Annotated in this window: 18 protein-coding genes and 1 pseudogene; 10 read left to right on the top strand and 9 right to left on the bottom strand. The window is 66.6% G+C overall.

Features of this window, described 5'->3' with window-relative positions; translation table 11 throughout:
- The first annotated feature begins 65 nt into the window (after positions 1 to 65).
- The 3 genes from C450_RS17460 (at position 66) to C450_RS17470 (ending at position 2,288) form a co-directional block, all read left to right on the top strand.
- On the top strand, positions 66 to 638 hold the full coding sequence (locus C450_RS17460) for an NUDIX hydrolase (RefSeq protein WP_005045647.1): 573 nt from the start codon (positions 66 to 68) through the stop codon (positions 636 to 638).
- A gap of 334 nt (positions 639 to 972) precedes the next feature.
- Positions 973 to 1,320 carry a tRNA-binding protein gene (locus C450_RS17465; protein ID WP_005045650.1) on the top strand — a complete coding sequence of 116 codons (348 nt, stop codon included), beginning with the start codon at positions 973 to 975 and terminating at the stop codon, positions 1,318 to 1,320.
- A 68-nt stretch (positions 1,321 to 1,388) separates the two neighbouring features.
- Entirely contained in the window at positions 1,389 to 2,288 is a 900-nt protein-coding gene (locus C450_RS17470) for an HFX_2341 family transcriptional regulator (RefSeq protein WP_005045652.1), read from the top strand.
- A 21-nt stretch (positions 2,289 to 2,309) separates the two neighbouring features.
- Here C450_RS17470 and C450_RS17475 read toward each other — a convergent pair whose 3' ends face one another.
- The 3 genes from C450_RS17475 to C450_RS17485 form a co-directional block, all read right to left on the bottom strand.
- Entirely contained in the window at positions 2,310 to 3,023 is a 714-nt protein-coding gene (locus tag C450_RS17475; RefSeq protein WP_049910394.1) for a DUF1405 domain-containing protein, read from the bottom strand.
- A gap of 88 nt (positions 3,024 to 3,111) precedes the next feature.
- On the bottom strand, positions 3,112 to 4,308 hold the full coding sequence (locus C450_RS17480) for a cystathionine gamma-synthase (protein WP_005045657.1): 1,197 nt from the start codon (positions 4,306 to 4,308) through the stop codon (positions 3,112 to 3,114).
- A gap of 40 nt (positions 4,309 to 4,348) precedes the next feature.
- A complete protein-coding gene (locus C450_RS17485) occupies positions 4,349 to 5,329 on the bottom strand; it encodes a PLP-dependent cysteine synthase family protein (protein WP_005045660.1) in 981 nt (326 codons plus the stop codon).
- Positions 5,330 to 5,504: 175 nt separating this feature from the next.
- Between C450_RS17485 and pdxS the strand changes: the two genes are divergently transcribed.
- From pdxS to C450_RS20980, 4 genes and pseudogenes are all read left to right on the top strand, one after another.
- Positions 5,505 to 6,413 carry a pyridoxal 5'-phosphate synthase lyase subunit PdxS gene (gene pdxS / locus C450_RS17490; protein WP_005045661.1) on the top strand — a complete coding sequence of 303 codons (909 nt, stop codon included), beginning with the start codon at positions 5,505 to 5,507 and terminating at the stop codon, positions 6,411 to 6,413.
- Positions 6,414 to 6,749: 336 nt separating this feature from the next.
- A pseudogene (locus C450_RS17495) lies at positions 6,750 to 8,057 on the top strand (NAD-dependent succinate-semialdehyde dehydrogenase).
- A gap of 38 nt (positions 8,058 to 8,095) precedes the next feature.
- Positions 8,096 to 8,542, top strand: coding sequence for a cytidine deaminase (locus C450_RS17500; protein ID WP_005045665.1), 447 nt, complete (start codon positions 8,096 to 8,098; stop codon positions 8,540 to 8,542).
- 40 nt (positions 8,543 to 8,582) lie between these two features.
- Entirely contained in the window at positions 8,583 to 8,738 is a 156-nt protein-coding gene (locus C450_RS20980; RefSeq protein WP_005045667.1) for an acyl-CoA dehydrogenase family protein, read from the top strand.
- A gap of 117 nt (positions 8,739 to 8,855) precedes the next feature.
- Here C450_RS20980 and C450_RS17505 read toward each other — a convergent pair whose 3' ends face one another.
- Positions 8,856 to 10,208 carry an MmgE/PrpD family protein gene (locus C450_RS17505; protein ID WP_005045669.1) on the bottom strand — a complete coding sequence of 451 codons (1,353 nt, stop codon included), beginning with the start codon at positions 10,206 to 10,208 and terminating at the stop codon, positions 8,856 to 8,858.
- Between the two features lie 111 nt (positions 10,209 to 10,319).
- Between C450_RS17505 and C450_RS17510 the strand changes: the two genes are divergently transcribed.
- On the top strand, positions 10,320 to 10,679 hold the full coding sequence (locus C450_RS17510) for a hypothetical protein (RefSeq protein WP_005045671.1): 360 nt from the start codon (positions 10,320 to 10,322) through the stop codon (positions 10,677 to 10,679).
- Positions 10,680 to 10,867: 188 nt separating this feature from the next.
- Here the strand turns inward: C450_RS17510 and C450_RS17515 are convergent, their stop codons facing one another.
- From C450_RS17515 to C450_RS17530, 4 genes are all read right to left on the bottom strand, one after another.
- The gene (locus tag C450_RS17515) at positions 10,868 to 13,039 is read right to left on the bottom strand and encodes a hypothetical protein (RefSeq protein ID WP_005045673.1); all 2,172 of its coding nucleotides are present in this window, start codon (positions 13,037 to 13,039) and stop codon (positions 10,868 to 10,870) included.
- A 96-nt stretch (positions 13,040 to 13,135) separates the two neighbouring features.
- Positions 13,136 to 13,927: a hypothetical protein gene (locus C450_RS17520; protein WP_005045676.1), complete on the bottom strand. Its 792-nt coding sequence runs from the start codon at positions 13,925 to 13,927 to the stop codon at positions 13,136 to 13,138.
- A 65-nt stretch (positions 13,928 to 13,992) separates the two neighbouring features.
- A complete protein-coding gene (locus tag C450_RS17525) occupies positions 13,993 to 14,319 on the bottom strand; it encodes a hypothetical protein (protein WP_005045678.1) in 327 nt (108 codons plus the stop codon).
- Positions 14,320 to 14,564: 245 nt separating this feature from the next.
- A complete protein-coding gene (locus C450_RS17530; RefSeq protein WP_005045680.1) occupies positions 14,565 to 14,858 on the bottom strand; it encodes a hypothetical protein in 294 nt (97 codons plus the stop codon).
- Positions 14,859 to 14,968: 110 nt separating this feature from the next.
- Between C450_RS17530 and C450_RS17535 the strand changes: the two genes are divergently transcribed.
- On the top strand, positions 14,969 to 15,622 hold the full coding sequence (locus C450_RS17535; RefSeq protein WP_005045682.1) for a MogA/MoaB family molybdenum cofactor biosynthesis protein: 654 nt from the start codon (positions 14,969 to 14,971) through the stop codon (positions 15,620 to 15,622).
- A 123-nt stretch (positions 15,623 to 15,745) separates the two neighbouring features.
- Here the strand turns inward: C450_RS17535 and C450_RS17540 are convergent, their stop codons facing one another.
- Positions 15,746 to 16,549 (bottom strand): HpcH/HpaI aldolase family protein, encoded by an 804-nt coding sequence (locus C450_RS17540; RefSeq protein WP_005045683.1) that lies wholly within the window; start codon positions 16,547 to 16,549, stop codon positions 15,746 to 15,748.
- Positions 16,550 to 16,702: 153 nt separating this feature from the next.
- Between C450_RS17540 and C450_RS17545 the strand changes: the two genes are divergently transcribed.
- Positions 16,703 to 17,683: a Gfo/Idh/MocA family protein gene (locus C450_RS17545; RefSeq protein WP_005045685.1), complete on the top strand. Its 981-nt coding sequence runs from the start codon at positions 16,703 to 16,705 to the stop codon at positions 17,681 to 17,683.
- Positions 17,684 to 17,685: the final 2 nt, after the last annotated feature.

The following is a 17,685-nucleotide window of genomic DNA, read 5'->3' on the forward strand; positions in this document are numbered from 1 at the left end:
GCTCCGGCGGCGACCTTCCTCCCGGGAGTCGAAGCCGCTTTGAGTCCCCTCCGCGAGACCCACCCATGAGCACGCCCGAGTCACCCAGCGCGGACGCCGACGCGGCCCACCCGAACGCCGGCCAGGACGTGATCGCGGTCGACGCCGACGACGAGCCGACGGGGACGGTCAACCGCCTCGACGCCCACACCGGCGACGGGACCCGCCACCGCGCGTTCACGGTGATGGTCTTCGATCAGGACGGCCGCATTTTGCTCGCCCAGCGCAGCCCCGACAAGCGCCTCTGGGACACCTTTTGGGATGGCACCGTCGCCTCCCACCCAGTCGAGGGCCAGACCCAGGTCGAGGCCACTCGCGAGCGCCTCGTCGACGAGCTCGGCATCACCGCCGACCAGTACGAGGAGGTCCGGGTGACCGATCGCTTCGAGTACAAACGCTACTACTACGACGAAGGCATCGAGCACGAGGTCTGCACCGTGCTGAAGGCCACGCTTGCCGATACCGACCTCGACCCCGACGAAAGCGAGGTCGCCGGCCTGCTGTGGGTTCCCTACGAGCACCTCCACGAGAACCCGCGGTGGTACCGCCAGCTCCGACTCTGTCCCTGGTTCGAGATCGCGATGCGCCGCGATTTCTAGAACGTACCTTTTTACTTCGTCGGGTGTCCTCGCGCTCGCTGCGCTCGCGCTGCGGGCACCACTCCTCGCAAAAATCTACGCTAAAAACACCCGCTCGCTCACCCCTTTGGGGTTCGCTCGCGGTAGACCTGCTGGCGCTTTCCGCGACCGCACGGCAACCGCCTCCGCGGCCGCACAGCACCGTCGAAGCCCTCGGCGCTCCCCCGCTGGTCGCGCCTCGCCCTTCATCCGCCAGGAACCGCCGCCGCACTGCTCCCGCCACCGAAACCACACCGCAGCCGCCGGCCGCACGGTGGTCCGGTGCAGTCATGACACCGGCGCACACACGAAACGCATGGGCATCGACGAACCCGACATCGATTCCGCAGCGTTCCTCGACGACGTGGAGATGCGCGTTGGCGAGATCGTCGCTGTCGATGAGTTCCCCGAAGCGCGAAAAGACGTCTACAAGCTTGACGTCGACTTCGGCGGCGAAACCCTCCAGTCGGCAGCCGGACTGACGCGCTACGAGCAGGACGAACTCCTCGGTCGCCAGGTGATCGCTGTCGTGAACCTCGGCACCGTTTCGATCGCGGGCTTCGAAAGCCAGTGTCTCGTGACCGGCGTCGACGCGGCCGACGGCGACGGCGTCGTGCATCTCCAGCCCGAGGGTGAGGTCGAGAACGGTGCGCGGGTGTACTGACCTATCCTCGCCGACGGTTCGCGATCCGCTCGACAAGGTTTATTCGTCGCTCAGGGGAACGAACGACCATGCAGACACACATCGTCCCGGTCGGGTTCGACTACGACCGGCTCATCGCGCCCCTCGTACGGGACAAACTCGATGTCGATCACGTGATCCTTCTCGAAGGCGCGGTCGGGAGCGCCGCGAACGTCGAATACTCCCGCAATCTCGCGGCGAAGCTCGAACAGGACTTCCGGAACCTGCTTGGCGCGGAGACCGAGCGGTTCGTCGTCGACGACGTCTACGACTACGACGCGGCGTTCGAGCAGGCCTACGAGATGATCAACACCGAGCTCGACGCGGATCGGGAGGTCTGGGCCAACATCAGCGCGATGCCCCGAACCGTGAGCTTCGCTTTCGCTACCGCCGCCCACTCGATCGGCGTCGAGCGCAGCGAGGACCGCGGACAGATTCACACCTACTACACGATCCCCGAGAAGTACTTAGAAACCGAGCTCGCCGAGGAACTCCACAGACAGATCGACCTCCTCGAGGATCTCGCCGGCGAGGTCGACGACGAGCGCGTCGACGAGCGCCTTCGGAGTGCGCGCGACCTGCTCGCGGAGTTCGACGAGCGCGGCACCACCATCGGCGCGAAGGCGGTCGACGGCAGCCATATCATCGAACTTCCCGTTGCTTCCTTCTCGAACGTCAAACCGTTCGAGGAGCTGATCCTGTTCAAACTCGGCGAGGACGGCCCGTTCGAGTCGGTAAGCGAACTCGCGCAGGCGCTCGCGCGCGAACTCTCCGAGGAGTACACCGACAGTTTCCGATCGAAAGTGATCTACAACGTCGATCGGCTCGGCCCCGGCGGGAAGGGGTACATCGAACAGGACGCGCAGGGGAAATCCCACCGGACGCGGCTCTCGCGGATCGGCGAGCTGTGGGTGCGCTCGCACGCGAACGGGGAGACACGAACGGAGTGAGTACCTCGGAGGCGGAACCGACTACTGCCCGGTTTCGAGCTTCTTCACCCGGGTCGCGAGCACGAGAAACGTCGCGAGCAGTGTCAGCGTCACCGCTGCGGCCGCCGCGAGGTCGTGGGCAGGCAGCGAGTGACCGATCACGCCGTCGACGAACTCCGCGCGCAGGAGGGTATGGTGGTAGTCGCCGACGAGCGGGACGAAGTAATCGACCACGTCGTTGAACCCGTACCATGCCACGGCGACCGCGACCGCGCCGACCGGAAAGTCGGCGTAGCGATGGATCACGAAGGCTTGCAGCGCCATCGCGAGATGGCTCAGGATCAGGAACCAGTAGAGCCACGCCGCGATGCCACTCGGGCCGTTGACGAACAGTTGGACGAACGGCGTCCAGAGGCCGAGTTTGAGACAGCCGAAAAAGGCGAGCGCGTTCAGCCACTCCGGGTCGTAGCCGAACTTCCACGCCGCGAGCGACAGCGCGACGAACAGCGTCGCTGCCGGACTGTCGGGCACGAACGGCCACATCACGATCGGGGTTCCGGCGAACTGGACTCGATAGTACCAGAAACCGAAGGCCGTGCCGACGAGGTTCACCGTAATGACGAGCCACACGAGCCGAAACCCGAGGTCCTCGATCGCACGTGGCACCGGCGCGACGTACCACGGCAGCGCGTCGCGGTCGGGAACCCGTCCGTCGAGGACGCGCCCGAGCGGGCCGACACCGGGTTCTCCGGCCATTGTGTGGTCGAAGGGTGGCCGTGGCAAAACGATGGCGGTCCGATCGGAAGACGGCGTGCCGTCGAGACCGCCGAACCGCAGCGACTGGTCAGTCGAGTGCGGCGTCGATCGCGCAGTCGAGATCGCGACGCTGGTCGTCGAGGTGTTCGATCCCCACCGAGACACGAATCAGGCCGTCGGTCAGCCCCGCTTCGAGGCGCTCTTCGCGCGGGATCGCGGCGTGGGTCATCGCGGCGGGCTGTTCGATCAGGCTCTCGACGCCGCCCAACGATTCGGCGAGCGTGAACACCTCCGTACTCTCGACGACCGTACTCGCCTCCGCCAGGCTGCCGTCGAGCTCGAAACTCAACATCCCACCGAAGTCGTCCATCTGCCGTGCGGCGAGGTCGTGCTGTGGGTGTGAGTCGAGCCCGGGGTAGTACACCTCGCTCACGTCGGGATGGTCGTCGAGCCACGTGGCGAGCGCACGGGCGTTCTCGCAGTGGCGATCCATCCGCACCGGGAGGGTCTTGGTTCCCCGGAGGACGAGAAAGCTCTCGAAGGGACCGGGTGTCGCGCCGACAGAGTTCTGGTAGAACCCGATCCGTTCGTCGAGGTCGTCGCTATCGACCACGAGCGCGCCGCCGACCACGTCCGAGTGCCCTCCGAGATACTTCGTCAGCGAGTGACTGACGATGTCCGCGCCGTGTTCGAGCGGGCGCTGGAGATACGGCGTGGCGAAGGTGTTGTCGACCGCACACAGCGCGTCGTTCGCGTGGGCAAGGTCGGCGAGCGCGGCGATGTCGACCACTCGCATAAGGGGGTTCGTCGGGGTTTCGAGCCAGAGAAGTTCGGTATCGGGTCCCATTGCCGACGCGACCGCATCGGGATCGGTGGTGTCGACGAAGTCGAAATCGAGATCGTACTCCTCGTAGACTTGGGTGAACAGTCGGTGTGTCCCTCCATAGACATCGTTGCCCGCCACGACGTGATCGCCCGCTTCGAGCAGGTTCAGCACGGTGTTGATCGATCCCATCCCGCTCGCGAAGGCGCGACCGTGAGCGCCACCTTCGAGGCTCGCGAGATTGGCTTCGAGGTCGGTGCGGGTCGGATTCCCCGTCCGGGAGTACTCGTAGCCACGATCCTTGCCGGGAGCGTCCTGGACGTACGTGGAGTTGGCGTGGATCGGCGTCATCAGCGCGCCCGTCTCCGTGTCGGGTGCCTGGCCGGCGTGGATCGCGCGGGTCTCGATGTGATCCTCGTGACCGTCGTGGTCCGTGTGATCCGTACCGTCGTTGTTCGCCATGAGTCGACGTGGGTGGCGCGAACCGTGACTCTTGTCGTTTCTACCCTTCCCAGTTCTCGAACTCGTCGTAGATCCCCTTCGAGAGGTAGCGCTCCGAGGAGTCGGGAAACACCGTCACCACCGTGTCGTGGGGGGCGTCGATCTCACCATTCGAAATCCGTTCGGCCACGTCGCGGGCGGCGACGCTCGCCATCCCCGCGCTCGCCGCGACGAGGTGACCTTCCTCGCGTGCGAGCCGTTTGAGTTCGTCCTGGGCGGTGCGATCCCCGACTCGAAGCACTTGATCGACGATCGCGGGATCGAACAGCTCGTTCTTCGAGGGGTCGTGCGTGCCGATCCCCTCGGTTTTGTACTCGCCCTCCTCGACATCGGTGCCCATGACCTCGGCGTAGCGCGATCCCTGGGGTTCGACCGCGGCAACGAACGTCTCCGGGTGCTGCTCGCGGGCGTAGCGTGCGAGTCCCATGAGCGTCCCCGCCGTGCCACAGCCTGCGACCACCGCACCGACCCGCCCGTCGAGCGCGTCGTGGATCTCGGGGGCGGTGGTCGCGTAGTGCGCCTCGGCGTTGAGCGGGTTCGCGAACTGCTGGGGGACGACCGCGTTCTCGTGTTCGGCGGCGAGCTCGTCGGCGCGATCGATCGCGCCGCCCATCCCCTCGTCGGTCGGCGTGTTGACGACCTCCGCGCCCAGCGATCGCATCAGCTGCTGCTTTTCGAGGCTGAACCGCTCGGGCACCACGAACACCGCCTCGACGTCCAGCTGGGTGGCGGCGAGCGCGATCCCGATTCCGGTGTTGCCGGCCGTGGGTTCGATCACGGTCCCACCAGGATCGAGGTCGCCACGGTCGAGCATTGCTTCGAGCATATACTCCCCGATGCGGTCCTTGACGCTCGCGCCGGGGTTGAACGATTCGAGCTTCGCGTACACCGGGACCGATTCGGGGGCGGCGTGAACGCGAACCAGCGGGGTCTCGCCGATGGCCTCGTTCACCGAGTCGAGCGGTTCTCGGTGGGTCGTCATCGGCCGTGCGGGGACGACGGGCTGGCTTTGGGGATCTGTGCCGGGGACATGAGCGGTATCATCGTTACGACTGAGGCAGTATTCGCGCGGGCGACGTTTGTTCCTTCTGCCTTCGGCGGCCGAACGATCTGTGGCCGAAGAGGAGGGTTAAGTGCGTCGGGCGGCAACTCCGGTCATGGCCGACGAGACCGACTTGGAGGAACTGAAGCGCGGTACCGACCTCGTGAAACGGGGGTTCGCCCGGATGCAGCAGGGCGGGGTCATCATGGACGTCGTGAACGCGGAGCAGGCACGGATCGCGGAGGACGCCGGCGCGGTGGCGGTGATGTCGCTCGAAGCCGTCCCCGCCGACATCCGCAAGCGCGGCGGCGTCGCCCGGATGGCCGATCCCGCCGACGTGACCGAAATCATCGAGGAGGTCTCGCTCCCGGTGATGGGCAAGTCGCGGATCGGCCACACCAAGGAGGCCCAGATCCTCGAAGCCACGGGCGTCGACATGATCGACGAATCCGAAGTTCTGACGCCCGCCGACGACGAGTACCACATCGACAAGCGCGACTTTACTGCGCCGTTCGTCTGCGGCGCGCGCGATCTCGGCGAAGCACTCAGGAGAATCGGCGAGGGTGCGGCGATGATCCGGACCAAGGGCGAGGCCGGCACCGGCGACGTCAACCAGGCAGTCTACCACCAGCGCACGATCAAGGGCGCGATCCGGAAGCTGGAGGGGATGAACCACGAGGAACGCGAGGCCTACGCCCGCGAGATCGAGGCCCCCGCCGACCTCGTCCACGAGACTGCCGAGGCCGGCCGGCTGCCCGTGGTGAACTTCGCCGCTGGCGGGATCGCGACTCCTGCGGACGCCGCGCTGATGATGCACCACGGCTGTGACGGCATCTTCGTCGGGTCGGGCATCTTCGGTGCGGAGAACCCCGCCGCGATGGGCGAAGCGATCGTCGAGGCCACCAACTCGTGGGACGATCCCGAGACGCTCGCGGAGATCGCCACGAACGCCGGCTCGGGGATGAAAGGCGACGCGAACGCCGACCTCGCCGAGGAAGAGAAGCTCCAGGGTCGCGGCGTCTAGTCACCCACTTTTTTACACGGGGTCCTCGGCTCGCTTCGCTCGCCTCAAACCCCGTCCAAAAACCTGGACTAAAAACACCCGCTCACTCACTCGCTCCGCTCGTTCGTTCACGGTAGGACTGCTGGCGCTCTTCCGCACCGCAACAGCCCCGTGACCGCACAGCACCGCCCGAGCCCTCGACCGTTCGCTTCGCTCACGGTCTCGCCCTCGATCCGCCAGGACCGCCCCGCAACCGCACCACAGCCACGCTGCACCGCTCTGCGCCCGCACCGCCATGCGAACAGCCGACGAATCACAGGCCGAAACTACAACTACGTCCCCGTCCCAACGCGGCGCATGGATCGTGTGAACCCGGCCACCGGCGAGGCGCTCGAACCCGTCGAGGGACACTCTGACGAGGAGGTCGACGACGCGCTCGGGCGCGCGAACAGGGCGTTCGAATCGTGGCGCGACCGCTCGATGATCGAGCGCCGCGAACTCCTCGCCGACGCCGCAAGCGTCCTCCGCGAGAACAAACACGAGTACGCCGAGGTCATGACCCGAGAGATGGGCAAACCCATCTCGGGGGCGCTCTCGGAAGTCGAGAAATGCGCATGGGTGTGTGACTACTACGCCGAGACCGCCGGCGAGCAGCTCGCTGACGAGGCCCTCCCGAGCGCGTCCGAGGCGTCCGCATTCGTCTCCTACGAGCCTCTCGGCCCGATCCTCGCGGTGATGCCGTGGAACTACCCGTTCTGGCAGGTGTTCCGGTTCGCCGCGCCCCACCTCACCGCTGGCAACGTCGGCCTCCTCAAGCATGCCTCGAACGTCCCCGAATGCGCGATGGCGATCGCGGACGTCTNGAGATGTGTATAAGAGACAGGGGCCGCGACGCTAACGGGAAGCGAATACGCCGGCCGGGCGGTCGCCGAGACCGCCGGCCGCGAACTCAAGAAAACCGTCCTCGAACTCGGCGGGAGCGACCCGTTCGTGGTGCTCGACGACGCCGACCTCGACGCCGCCGCCGCGACCGGCGCGGGCGCGCGCACCCTGAACTCCGGCCAGTCGTGCATCGCCGCGAAGCGGTTCATCGTCCACGAGGACGTCTACGACGAGTTCCTCGGCAAGTTCTCCGACGAGATGGAGGATTTGGTTATCGGCGATCCCACCGACGAGGACACCGACATCGGCCCCCAGGCCCGCGAGGACCTGATGAACGACCTCCACGACCAGGTCGAGCGCACGCTCGACGACGGGGCGAGCCTCGAACTCGGTGGCGAACCGATGGATCGGGAGGGGTTCTACTACCCACCGACCGTCCTCACCGATGTCCCGGAGGACGCCGCTGCGGCCTGCGAGGAGACGTTCGGTCCGGTCGCGCCGGTCTTCCAGGTGGCCGACGAGGACGAAGCGATCGAACTCGCGAACGACGTCGATCTCGGGCTGGGTGCCTCGGTCTGGACCGAGGACCTCGAACGCGGCGAGCGGGTCGCCCGTCGGTTCGAGGCGGGGTGTTGTTTCGTCAACGAACTCGTGAAATCCGATCCCCGAGTGCCGTTCGGTGGGATCAAGAATTCGGGGTACGGCCGCGAACTCGCCGGCCACGGCATCCGGGAGTTCGTCAACAAGAAGACGATCTGGGTCCAGTCTCCTGAAGGCGAGTAGACCGGAAGACGTTCGTTCTTGCTGGCGTTCGATCGGGCATGGACGTCCAGCCGCCGCCGTCCGATGCGGAGCTGCTGACCGATCCCGGCCAGCGACTCGTTGAGCACGCCCGTGAGGCGACTGAGACTGCATTTGATCCCGAGCACTTCGACGGCGCGCACATGGTCGGCGCGGCCGTTCGGACGACCGACGGCGATGTGTTCACCGGTGTTAGCCAGCCCGCCGGCGTCGGCCGTGCGTCGGTCTGTGCGGAGCCGTCAGCGCTCTCGGCCGCTCGGATTGCCGGGGCCGACGGGTTCGCCGCCAGCGCCGCGGTTCGTCATCCACTGCCGGACGAGGATCGCGAATTCGAGGTCGTGAGTGCTTGTGGCGTCTGTCGCGAACTGCTCTGTGACTACGACGAGTCGTGTGCCGTGATCTTCCCGACGACTGACGGGCCACGAAAGGCTCCCGTGGAGTCGCTGTTGCCGACGCGACACTGGTAACGTCCCGTACAGTCAAGCGTCGTACCATCGATACGCCGGTATGGGATTCGGACCGACGGACGCACAGCGCGACCTACGGGACGACGTGCGAGAGTACGCACGAACCGAAATCGTGCCACTGGCCGCCGAAATCGATCGAAACGAGGAGTATCCGGCGGAGATTCTCGACGTCACGGATGCGGTTCTCGACGACTGAACTACTCTCGACCACCCAGGGTCCGTCAGCATCGAACGGTCTTCCGGATGTACCCGTTCCGTGAGGATTGCCGGCCACTTACTGATCGGTGACGACGGTGATCACCGGGTGACTTCATCACCCCAGTAGCGCGACGAGATCGGCGACATCGTGGGTTTCGAGGGTTCTGACGGCGTCGACGATCCGTTCTCTATGATCCTCGTCGTAGCGTTCCTCGGTCATCGTGTGGAACTTCGTCTCTACTTGGCCCCACGTCATCGGATCGGTCGGATGGCCGCTGAACGCGTCCTTTGCGACGTGGCGGGTCGCGTCGTTCGTGAGCTCGATGTCGACGACTGCGGGCATCTCGCCGTCCTCGAAGCGCCGGGTGAGTTCCTCGTCCTCCTTGACCTCCACAGTTCGAAGGAGTTCCTGAACGTCCTCTCGCTGAATGCGCTCGGGATCGTAGGCATCGTTCGTGAGCTCGCGGTCGATCAGCGCCGCCGCGAGCATGTATGGGAGGGAGTGGTCGGCCTGGGCTTTCGTCTCGACCTCGTATCTCGATCCCTCGCCGCCGCCGATGATGAGTTTCGCGCCGTGGAAGGTGTCGAGGCGGATCGCGTTCACCTGGTCGGGATCGATGTCGGCCCGCTCGGCGAGTTCGATCACGCCCTCGACCGCGGACTGGGCGTAGGTCTCGGCGACGTAGCGCTTGGTCATCGTGTCGAACACGCGCCCACACCCGGGATCGAGATCCACGGTGAAATCGCCCGCAATGATCTGTTTCCATCCCTTCTGGCCCTCGAAGAGGTTCGTCGGCCCGCCCATCCCGTTGCTGGCGAGCAGCGCCGAATAGATCGCGTTCCGGGCGGCGTTCGCACTCGCGACGCCCTTCCACTCGTTGATTCCTCCTGTGCGGGTCACTCGAAGTGCGTTGTGGGCGGTCCCGGCGATCCCGACCGCGTTCCGGAGTTCCTCGTGGCTGAGCCCGAGCACCTTCCCCGCACCCGCTGCGGCCGAGATGACGGTGTGGGTCACGTGATCGTACCCGCGGTCGCGGACGGGCGCGTTCCACGCGAGTTCGCCCTGGATCTCGTAGCTCACGCCGATCGCCTCGACGAGCTCCGCGCCGGTGGCGTCGGTGTGCTCACCGCACGCGATCAGGCTCGCGATGTTGTCGCTCGGATGTGGGGTCTCGCCGGGCGCGAGAAACGAGTCCATGAAATCCAGATATCTGGTGAGCGTGGTGTTGTACATCGCCGCTCCCGTCGGACTGGCGCGCATCGCCGATCCCCACAGCCGGGCAGCGTCGCCCGATGCAGTCGTTTCGACCGTCTCGCGGACGGCCTCGACTGGCTCCGCGCCGAGCGCACCCACCGCGATCCCGACCGAGTCGAGCACGCGCTTTTTCAGTTCCTCGATCGTGTCGTCGTCGAGATCGTCGAACGCAACCGCCTCGGTGAACGACGCGAGCTCGTCGGTCGTGGTCATAGTTCACATATTCCTGACGCCGGCAAAAGCTTTCGCCGCCGACCGTCACACTGCATCGCATCGCACTACCGCGACGATTTATTCCGACCGACGGCCAACCACGTCCGAACCATGAGCGAGAGCGTGGGGCCAGCGGTGAGCGGGACAGGATCGCCGGTACGGATCACCGAGCGTGATAGCCAGAAGGTCAAGCTGGTGTTCGGCCACGCAGACTCCGGGGAACTGCTCGCTACCGCCGACGGGACGACTCTCCCGATCCCCGAAACCGACGAACCGATCCGCTTCGGTGAGATCGGGCCTGACGAGACGGGTAGTCAGGCCGCGAACGTCGGCGACGAAACGTACGTCGTGGTGGGTCGAGAGTACCACTACTTCGACGTCGACATCGCGGACGTCCCCGAACGCGAGGAATCGGCGTGTCTCGTGACCGTCGTCGTTCGGGTGCTGCCGGAAGCCACCATCGAGAAGTGATCGAGCAGCGAACGATGGTTCCTCGACGACGATGGATCGATGACTGAGGGGCCGACACGCGGTCGTGTCGCCCAAAAACACTCGTCACGGTGTTCCGAGCGACGACTATCGAGCGACGGCCGCTCCTCGCTGGAACCACCGATCTGTTGTGAGTGCGGCTGAGGACGAGGACGAAAACCGACTGTCAGTTAGGCACCGGTCCGGAGGTCTTTCACACCGACCTCGGTGCCGTCGCGGTAGAGCGTCACCGGGCCGTCGGCGGCGACGAAAACGCGTGAGGCCCCGTCGATCCGGTAGCGATGTTTCGTTCCGTCGAGTTCGCCGTGCGCTGTGCCGAGGACGGGCTTGCCCCCGTCGCCGTTTCCTGAGCCACGTTTTTCGACTGCACCATCGCCTCCGAGGACGTAGACAGTCTTTCCGGCCGCGGCCTCGACCGCCAATTCCCACGGCTCGTCCTGTGTGGTACTTCCTTCATCGCCCGGACAGTCCTTGTCGGTGGTGAGGTTCTCGGTCGCGGCTCCCTCGACGGGCGTGCCGCTCACGTTCACGTTCGAGTTCCGGACCGTCGTGCCGGACGAGCCGGTACATCGTACGCCGGTCCGGTTCTTTCCGTCACACGAGACGCAGAGTTCGTTGATGGTCGAGTTCGGCCGATCGACCAGTCGGATCGCCGGGGCCGCGCCGCCTCGGCCGATGACCGAAACCTGCTCGATCGTCGCGGCGTGGGGCGTCGGTGGTGGACTTCGATTGCCGATGCCACACGGCTGTTTTCCGACCACACCGCGGACGCCGCCGGTATCGATCCGGATGCGGACGTTGTGGACGCCGAACGCGCCGGTGTCCTGGTTCGCGACCACCGCGCCGTCGGAGTGAGGTGTGTCGGCGATCCGGATCGTGGAGTCGCGTGCTTCGGCTCCGTGGACCTTCGATTTCGGGCCGTCGAAACGGACGCCACGGGTGTTGAGCGCCGATTCGGGGTTCGGCGAGCGCGAATCCCGCATGTCGACCTCGAGCAGCGCGTTCTGGACGTAGCTGCCCTCGCTGCCGAGGCGGACCTGCGAGATGTCGTTGTTCCGGAACAGGCCACCCTCGACCTGGACCGCGCCGTTGGTCCGGCTGGTGTAGAGACCGTTGTTCGGGAACCCCTCGATGTTACAGCCCTCGATGGTGAGAGTGCCCTCGTTCGCCCGACCGGTGAAGATCCCGACGCGGCCGTCGCCCTCGTTGTACGCCCCCATCAGGCCGGCGTTGTGGGCGATGACGTGTTTGACCCGGCCGGTGCCGTCGGGCGCGCGGACATGAGCGTTGAGCGCGTTCGTCACGTCGGGATTGCCCGATCCCTCTCCGCGGGGCGTGGAGTCGGGGTGGATACCCTGACCGCGATAGCGGACGTGTCGGACGTCGAGACCGTCCTGGGCAGCGAGATGCAGCCCGGGCGTCGCGTTGTTCGCCCGGAGGTCGACGTCGATGTTCTCGAACAGCGTGTTCATCCCGCGATCGATGACCACGAACTTCCCGTTGAACCCTTCAGGCGCGACGAACCGCGTCGCGTCCTGCCCGCACAGCCCGAAGTTCTGGAGCCCCGTGTGGACCGTCTTCTCGTGTTTGGCGAACGCCCCGTCCGGGAAGACGATCAGCGTGTAGTCGGCGGCCGCGTCGCTGAGTTTCTCGTCGATAGGCTCGTTGCCGTTGGGATCCATCCCGAGATCGTTGACGGCGTGGAGCACGGTTTTGAACCGGATGCCGTGGCGCTCGATCGGTCCGTCGCCGCTTGCGGGTAGCGATCCTGCGTCGCAGTTGCCGCCGCTGCCACCGCTCCCGCTACTGTCACCGCTACCGCCGTCCCCACTGCTGCCACCGCCGCCCCCACTACTGCCACCGTCCCCGCTACTGCCGCCGCCTCCGCTACCGCCGCTGGCGCTGTTGTTATTCCCTTCGCTGCCGTCGTTACTGCCACCGCCGCTACTCCCGCTACCGCCACTTCCGCTACCGCCACTCCCGCTACCGCCGCTACCGCCACTCCCGCTACCGCCACTACCGCCGCTTCCGCCGGACCACGATATCGTCTCCCCGAACGCGCTGGGGGGCTGCCAGTCCTGGTCGTTGATCTTGATTCGGATGCGCTCGGGATGCTCGAACGCCATTCCGAGGCGCTTTCCGTAGTAGCGGTAGGCGTCGCGGCCGCCGTAGACTTCGCCTTCGACTCGGTACCCCTCCGCTGTCTGCGTGATCCCATCGCTGTCGTCCGTGGTCGCGCCGTGGACGGTCCCCTTTTCGGGTCGAGTGTCGCCGCTGAACGCGACCCAGTAGCTGTTCGCCTCGCCGTTGCCGTCGTCGCGGATCGTGATCGTGTGTCCCATCTGTTGTCTCTGATCGAATTCACTCGCCGTTCGATTCGCGTACGCCGTCCACCGTTCTCCTGCGGCGATCGTGGTCGGTCCCGTCGCTCTCGTGGGCTACGTCCGCGATCCCACTGTGGCTGCCGTTTCCGGCGCGTGTTCGTTCTGTGGGTCGGTTTCCGGTTCCGCAACGAGGGACACGTCGCGTGCGCCGTCGATGCGGACGGCGCGCTCGTCGGTGACGGTGATCGACTGTGCCGCCGCGATGTGGAGGATACGCCCGTCCATCGGTGCGGCTACATCCTCGTCCGTGCTCCCCGTAGCGGCCCTCGTGCGGTCGTCGGTGGCTCCGTCTGGTTCCGGGTCGGAGCCGTCACTCGCCGGTGCCGACGTCGCCGTTGCTGTCTCTGAATCGCCCCCTGTCTCGCCACTGGACACGTCGTTCGCCCCTGTCTCGGCCGTACCGCTTGAGGCGTCGGCTGCGCCGGTCCGCTGTGCGTCGGCGGTCGTATCGGCTCCCGCGACCGCTGCTCCGTCCACACCGATGTCCGCAGCCACGTCGTCCTGTGGGGCTGACGTACCGTCGTTACGGCCCGGTTTGCCGCGTTTCGCTCGGCCGCTGTCCTCCGTTCCGAGATCGGCCGCCACGTCGTCGCGCGGCCCGTCGTCGTTGCGGTGCTCGCTATCGTCTTTCGTCGCTGTCTCGACCGAATCCGCCGCACCTCCGCTGTCTCGGAACGCGAACGTGTCGCTGCGTGCTGCGTCGTTCGTGGGGGATTCGGTCGTTCCGGCGGAGTCGTCCCTGGCCGTACCGGTGCCATCGGTCCGTTCTCGAGACGCCGTTCCCTCGTCCGTCGTTCGATTCGTTGTCGTCTCCCCGTCGCCGAGTAGCTTCTCGGTGAATTCCATCGTATGCTGTGAGTTTCGTCGTGTTCGTTCGTCGGTCGTATCGCTGTTCCGCCCGGGGATGGTGGTTATTTCCCGCCGCCACCGCTGCGATCGCCCCCCCATGTTTCGAACGCCATCTCGCCGAACGCCCAGACGCCGGCGGCCCCGACGAGACTCACGTAGACCACTCGCATCTCGACCGGGATGGCCCCCAGGTCGATGATACCCCGCCCGGCGATCGCCAACAACCCGACGAACGAGAGGGTGAGGACGATCGCGAGGATGTCGTTCGTCAGCCAGAACCGCGCCCTCGTGGACGTCGTGTCCTCCGACGTGCCTTCGACGTCGACGATCTGTTTCTTATCCGTCTCGCCTCCGGTGTTCGATGGCTGTCCGCTTTGATTGGATGACATTGGTTGCGCTCCGGTGTCCGCGTCGAACGGCGCTGTGATCGCTCCGCTATGCGTCGCTGTTGTGCTCTCCCCGTCGGCGTCAGTTCGCTCGGTGGCTGAAAGCGGCCACCGAGACCACCGACTGTCGGCTCGGGAGTCATCCGCGTCCGCAACGCGTCGTCCGGGGCGTACGTCTCGGAGTTGTCGTGTACGAACAAAACCTCGTCGTCGATCTACAGATCAGCACTGTTCGCACCGATCGTTCCCTACGCCCGTGCAGCCGCCCACACTGCCGTCAGTCCGAGCGCGAGTGCGGGAAGCAGCGGGAGCACGAGAAAGGTGTCGCGCCACGTCAGCCCGAACGCACTCAGCGTGCCGCCGGCGTACGGTATCGCGAGGATCAGTCCCGGTGCGATCAGGAAGGCAAAAACGATCACGCCGACGAGGGCCCAGCCACGCCAGTCGAACGACCGGTCCTCGCCGCGCGCAGCGGCCTCGTCGTACTCGCTCCGCGGGGCGTCCTCGAACGCCTCCGGGTCGTGGACGTACTCGTCGGTCATCCCGACACCCCACGCCCCGCCGATCGGCGTTCGGAACCGCGCATACCCGAACCACGGCCGGTGTGGGCAAAAACCCGGCGGGTTTTGGTCGCGCAGGTGTAGTTTCGCCCATGCGACGCACCGACGGCGGCGATCCCGACGACGCACACGGCGCGGACGACCACGAGCACGGCCACGCCGATCACGGGGGCGACCATGCTGCCCACGATCACGACGAAGACGCCGTCCACGCTCACGCTCACGATTTCGGCTCGATCGGTATCGGGGTCGTGACGATCTCGACCAGCCGAACGCTGGAGGACGATCCCGCGGGCGACGCGATCGCGGCCGCGATCGAGGACACCGAGCACGAGGTCGCCACTCGCGAACTCGTCGACGACGACCACGACGGCATCCAGGGCAGCGTCGACGCCCTCGTCGGGCGCGAGGACGTCGACTGCGTCGTCACCACTGGTGGCACGGGCGTCACACCCGACGACGTGACCATCGAGGCCGTCCGGCCGCTGTTCGGGAAGGAGCTTCCCGGGTTCGGCGAACTGTTCCGCGCGCTCTCGCGCGAGGAGATCGGCACACGGGTCGTCGCCACCCGTGCGACCGCGGGGATCGTCGACCGGAGTTCGAGCGGCGGCGGGACCGAGGACGGCGGCAACGGCGTGCCGGTGTTCTGTCTACCCGGCAGCGAGGACGCCGCCCGCCTCGGCGTGGACATCGTGATCGAGGAAGCGCCACATCTCGCCGGGCTCGCCACACGCGACGATCAGTAGATCCGATCCTTCGGATTCCTGTCGTCGGTCGCTGACTAACCAGCGAACCCGTCACCGCTCCAGTACCTGGTTGAGTTCGGCTTGCACAGCCGCTGCCGACTCCGTGACCGTTGCCACTGTCGCTTAGCGCTGTGTTCCGTCGCATTCGGCCGCTGCTCGCTCGAAGGCCGATCGCATCGTCTCGTTTCGCTCCACGAGGAACGCCGCATCGAACCCCAGGATCGCGAAGTCGAATCCCATCGCCAGCCAGTCGTCGATCCGGTCGGGCTCCGTCGCGAACACTCCGACCGGCACGTCCTCGTCGGCTGCAGCGTCGATCACCTCCTCGACCGCGGCCCGGAAGTCGTCGGCGTCGAAGTCGAGATGAACGTCGAGCGCGGCGGAGAGGTCGGTCGGACCGACGAACAGCGCGTCGACTCCCTCGACGCCGGCGATATCGCCGGCCGCTGCCACCGCCGCTGCCGTCTCGATCTGGATGATCCGAGTCAGCACGTCGTCGGCCCGTTCGAGGTACGTCGGGAACGTCCGGCCGTACCCCGAGGCACGACCCGCGGCGGTCCCCCGGACCCCCGTCGGCGGATACCGGGTGGCCTCGACGACCCTGGCCGCCGTCTCGGCGGAATCCACCCGTGGCACCATGATCCCTCCAGCACCGGTGTCGAGAACCCGCTTGATCGCGACCGGATCGGCGGCCGGCGGGCGGACGATCGGGACCGCGTCGCCCGCGGCGTCGACCGCCCGGACGAGGTTCTCGACCGTCTCGATGCTGTTCGCGGCGTGTTCCGTGTCGATCGTCACGAAATCGTAGCCCGCCGCTCCGGTGATCTCGGCGACCGCCGGGTGACCGATCGACACCCAACCGCCGACGACGCGCTCGCCCGAGCGGACCGCCTGCCGGAACGCCGCCATGTCCGCCGTTGGATCCATGTCTCCTCACCCGGGTCGGGTGGTCTTAACTCGCCCGTCGATCCCGGATCGTCGGAGGCGAACCCCTGCCTCCAGACCGACGCGACACGCAGGTGGAGATCGCTGCGGGCGTCCGGCGGATGGTTTTTCTCACTGGCGCTGTCGAGTGACGCCATGCGATTCGGCATCCTCGGCACGGCGAACATCGGACGGATCGCGGTGCTCCCGGCCATCGAGGCCACGGAACACGAAGCGCTCGCGGTCGCCTCCCGCGACGAGGAGCGCGCCCGAGCCTTCGCCGACGAGTGTGACGTTCCCCGGGCGTACGGCTCCTACGAGGCGTTGCTTGCGGACGACGACATCGAGGCGGTGTACAACCCGTTGCCGAACGCCCGCCACGCCGAGTGGACCAGGCGGGCGGCCGATGCCGGCTGTCACGTCCTCTGTGAGAAACCGCTGACCGTCGACGCGGCCGAAGCGCGCGAACTGGGTGAATACTGCGACGAGCGCGGCGTCACCCTGATGGAGGCGTTCATGTACCGTTACCATCCCCGGACCGAGCGCGCGGTCGAGGTGGTCCGCGAGGAGCTCGACGATGTCCGGTTCGTGAAATCGTCCTTCCAGTTCCCGCTCGGCCGCGACGCCGAGGACATCCGGCTCGATCCCGACCTCGCCGGTGGGAGCCTGATGGACGTCGGGTGTTACGCCGTCACCGCCGCGCGGCTGTTCCTCGGTGAGCCCGATCGTGCGTACGCGAGCGCGGCCGACAGCCGGGATTGCGGCGTCGACACCCAGCTCGCGGGACTCCTCGAATACGCCGAGGGCGCGACCGCCGAGGTGTCATGTAGCTTCGACACCCAGGACACCCAGTTCTACCGGATCGAGGCCGAAAACGGGTGGCTCGAAGCCGACCCGGCGTTCGTCCCGCGTGAGGACGACCAGGCCACGCTCCGATACGCGGTCGACGGCCGCGAGGTCATCGAACGGTTCCCCGACATCGACCAGTACCGCCGCCAGGTCGAACACTTCGTCGACTGCGTTCGCCACGACCGCCGGCCGCGAACCGACGCCCGCGAGGCCGAGCGCACGATGGCTGTCATGGATGCGCTCGCCGAGAGCGCCGAGCGGGGGGAGCCGATCGAACTCGCCGAGTGAGT

This window comes from Halococcus salifodinae DSM 8989 (assembly GCF_000336935.1).
In the GTDB taxonomy this organism is placed as follows: domain Archaea; phylum Halobacteriota; class Halobacteria; order Halobacteriales; family Halococcaceae; genus Halococcus; species Halococcus salifodinae.

Coding starts and splice junctions, on each gene's coding strand:
- C450_RS17460 (WP_005045647.1), top strand. CDS start 66: ATGAGCACGCCCGAGTCACCCAGCGCGGACGCCGACGCGGCCCACCCG.
- C450_RS17465 (WP_005045650.1), top strand. CDS start 973: ATGGGCATCGACGAACCCGACATCGATTCCGCAGCGTTCCTCGACGAC.
- C450_RS17470 (WP_005045652.1), top strand. CDS start 1,389: ATGCAGACACACATCGTCCCGGTCGGGTTCGACTACGACCGGCTCATC.
- C450_RS17475 (WP_049910394.1), bottom strand. CDS start 3,023: ATGGCCGGAGAACCCGGTGTCGGCCCGCTCGGGCGCGTCCTCGACGGA.
- C450_RS17480 (WP_005045657.1), bottom strand. CDS start 4,308: ATGGCGAACAACGACGGTACGGATCACACGGACCACGACGGTCACGAG.
- C450_RS17485 (WP_005045660.1), bottom strand. CDS start 5,329: ATGACGACCCACCGAGAACCGCTCGACTCGGTGAACGAGGCCATCGGC.
- pdxS (WP_005045661.1), top strand. CDS start 5,505: ATGGCCGACGAGACCGACTTGGAGGAACTGAAGCGCGGTACCGACCTC.
- C450_RS17500 (WP_005045665.1), top strand. CDS start 8,096: ATGGACGTCCAGCCGCCGCCGTCCGATGCGGAGCTGCTGACCGATCCC.
- C450_RS20980 (WP_005045667.1), top strand. CDS start 8,583: ATGGGATTCGGACCGACGGACGCACAGCGCGACCTACGGGACGACGTG.
- C450_RS17505 (WP_005045669.1), bottom strand. CDS start 10,208: ATGACCACGACCGACGAGCTCGCGTCGTTCACCGAGGCGGTTGCGTTC.
- C450_RS17510 (WP_005045671.1), top strand. CDS start 10,320: ATGAGCGAGAGCGTGGGGCCAGCGGTGAGCGGGACAGGATCGCCGGTA.
- C450_RS17515 (WP_005045673.1), bottom strand. CDS start 13,039: ATGGGACACACGATCACGATCCGCGACGACGGCAACGGCGAGGCGAAC.
- C450_RS17520 (WP_005045676.1), bottom strand. CDS start 13,927: ATGGAATTCACCGAGAAGCTACTCGGCGACGGGGAGACGACAACGAAT.
- C450_RS17525 (WP_005045678.1), bottom strand. CDS start 14,319: ATGTCATCCAATCAAAGCGGACAGCCATCGAACACCGGAGGCGAGACG.
- C450_RS17530 (WP_005045680.1), bottom strand. CDS start 14,858: ATGACCGACGAGTACGTCCACGACCCGGAGGCGTTCGAGGACGCCCCG.
- C450_RS17535 (WP_005045682.1), top strand. CDS start 14,969: ATGCGACGCACCGACGGCGGCGATCCCGACGACGCACACGGCGCGGAC.
- C450_RS17540 (WP_005045683.1), bottom strand. CDS start 16,549: ATGGATCCAACGGCGGACATGGCGGCGTTCCGGCAGGCGGTCCGCTCG.
- C450_RS17545 (WP_005045685.1), top strand. CDS start 16,703: ATGCGATTCGGCATCCTCGGCACGGCGAACATCGGACGGATCGCGGTG.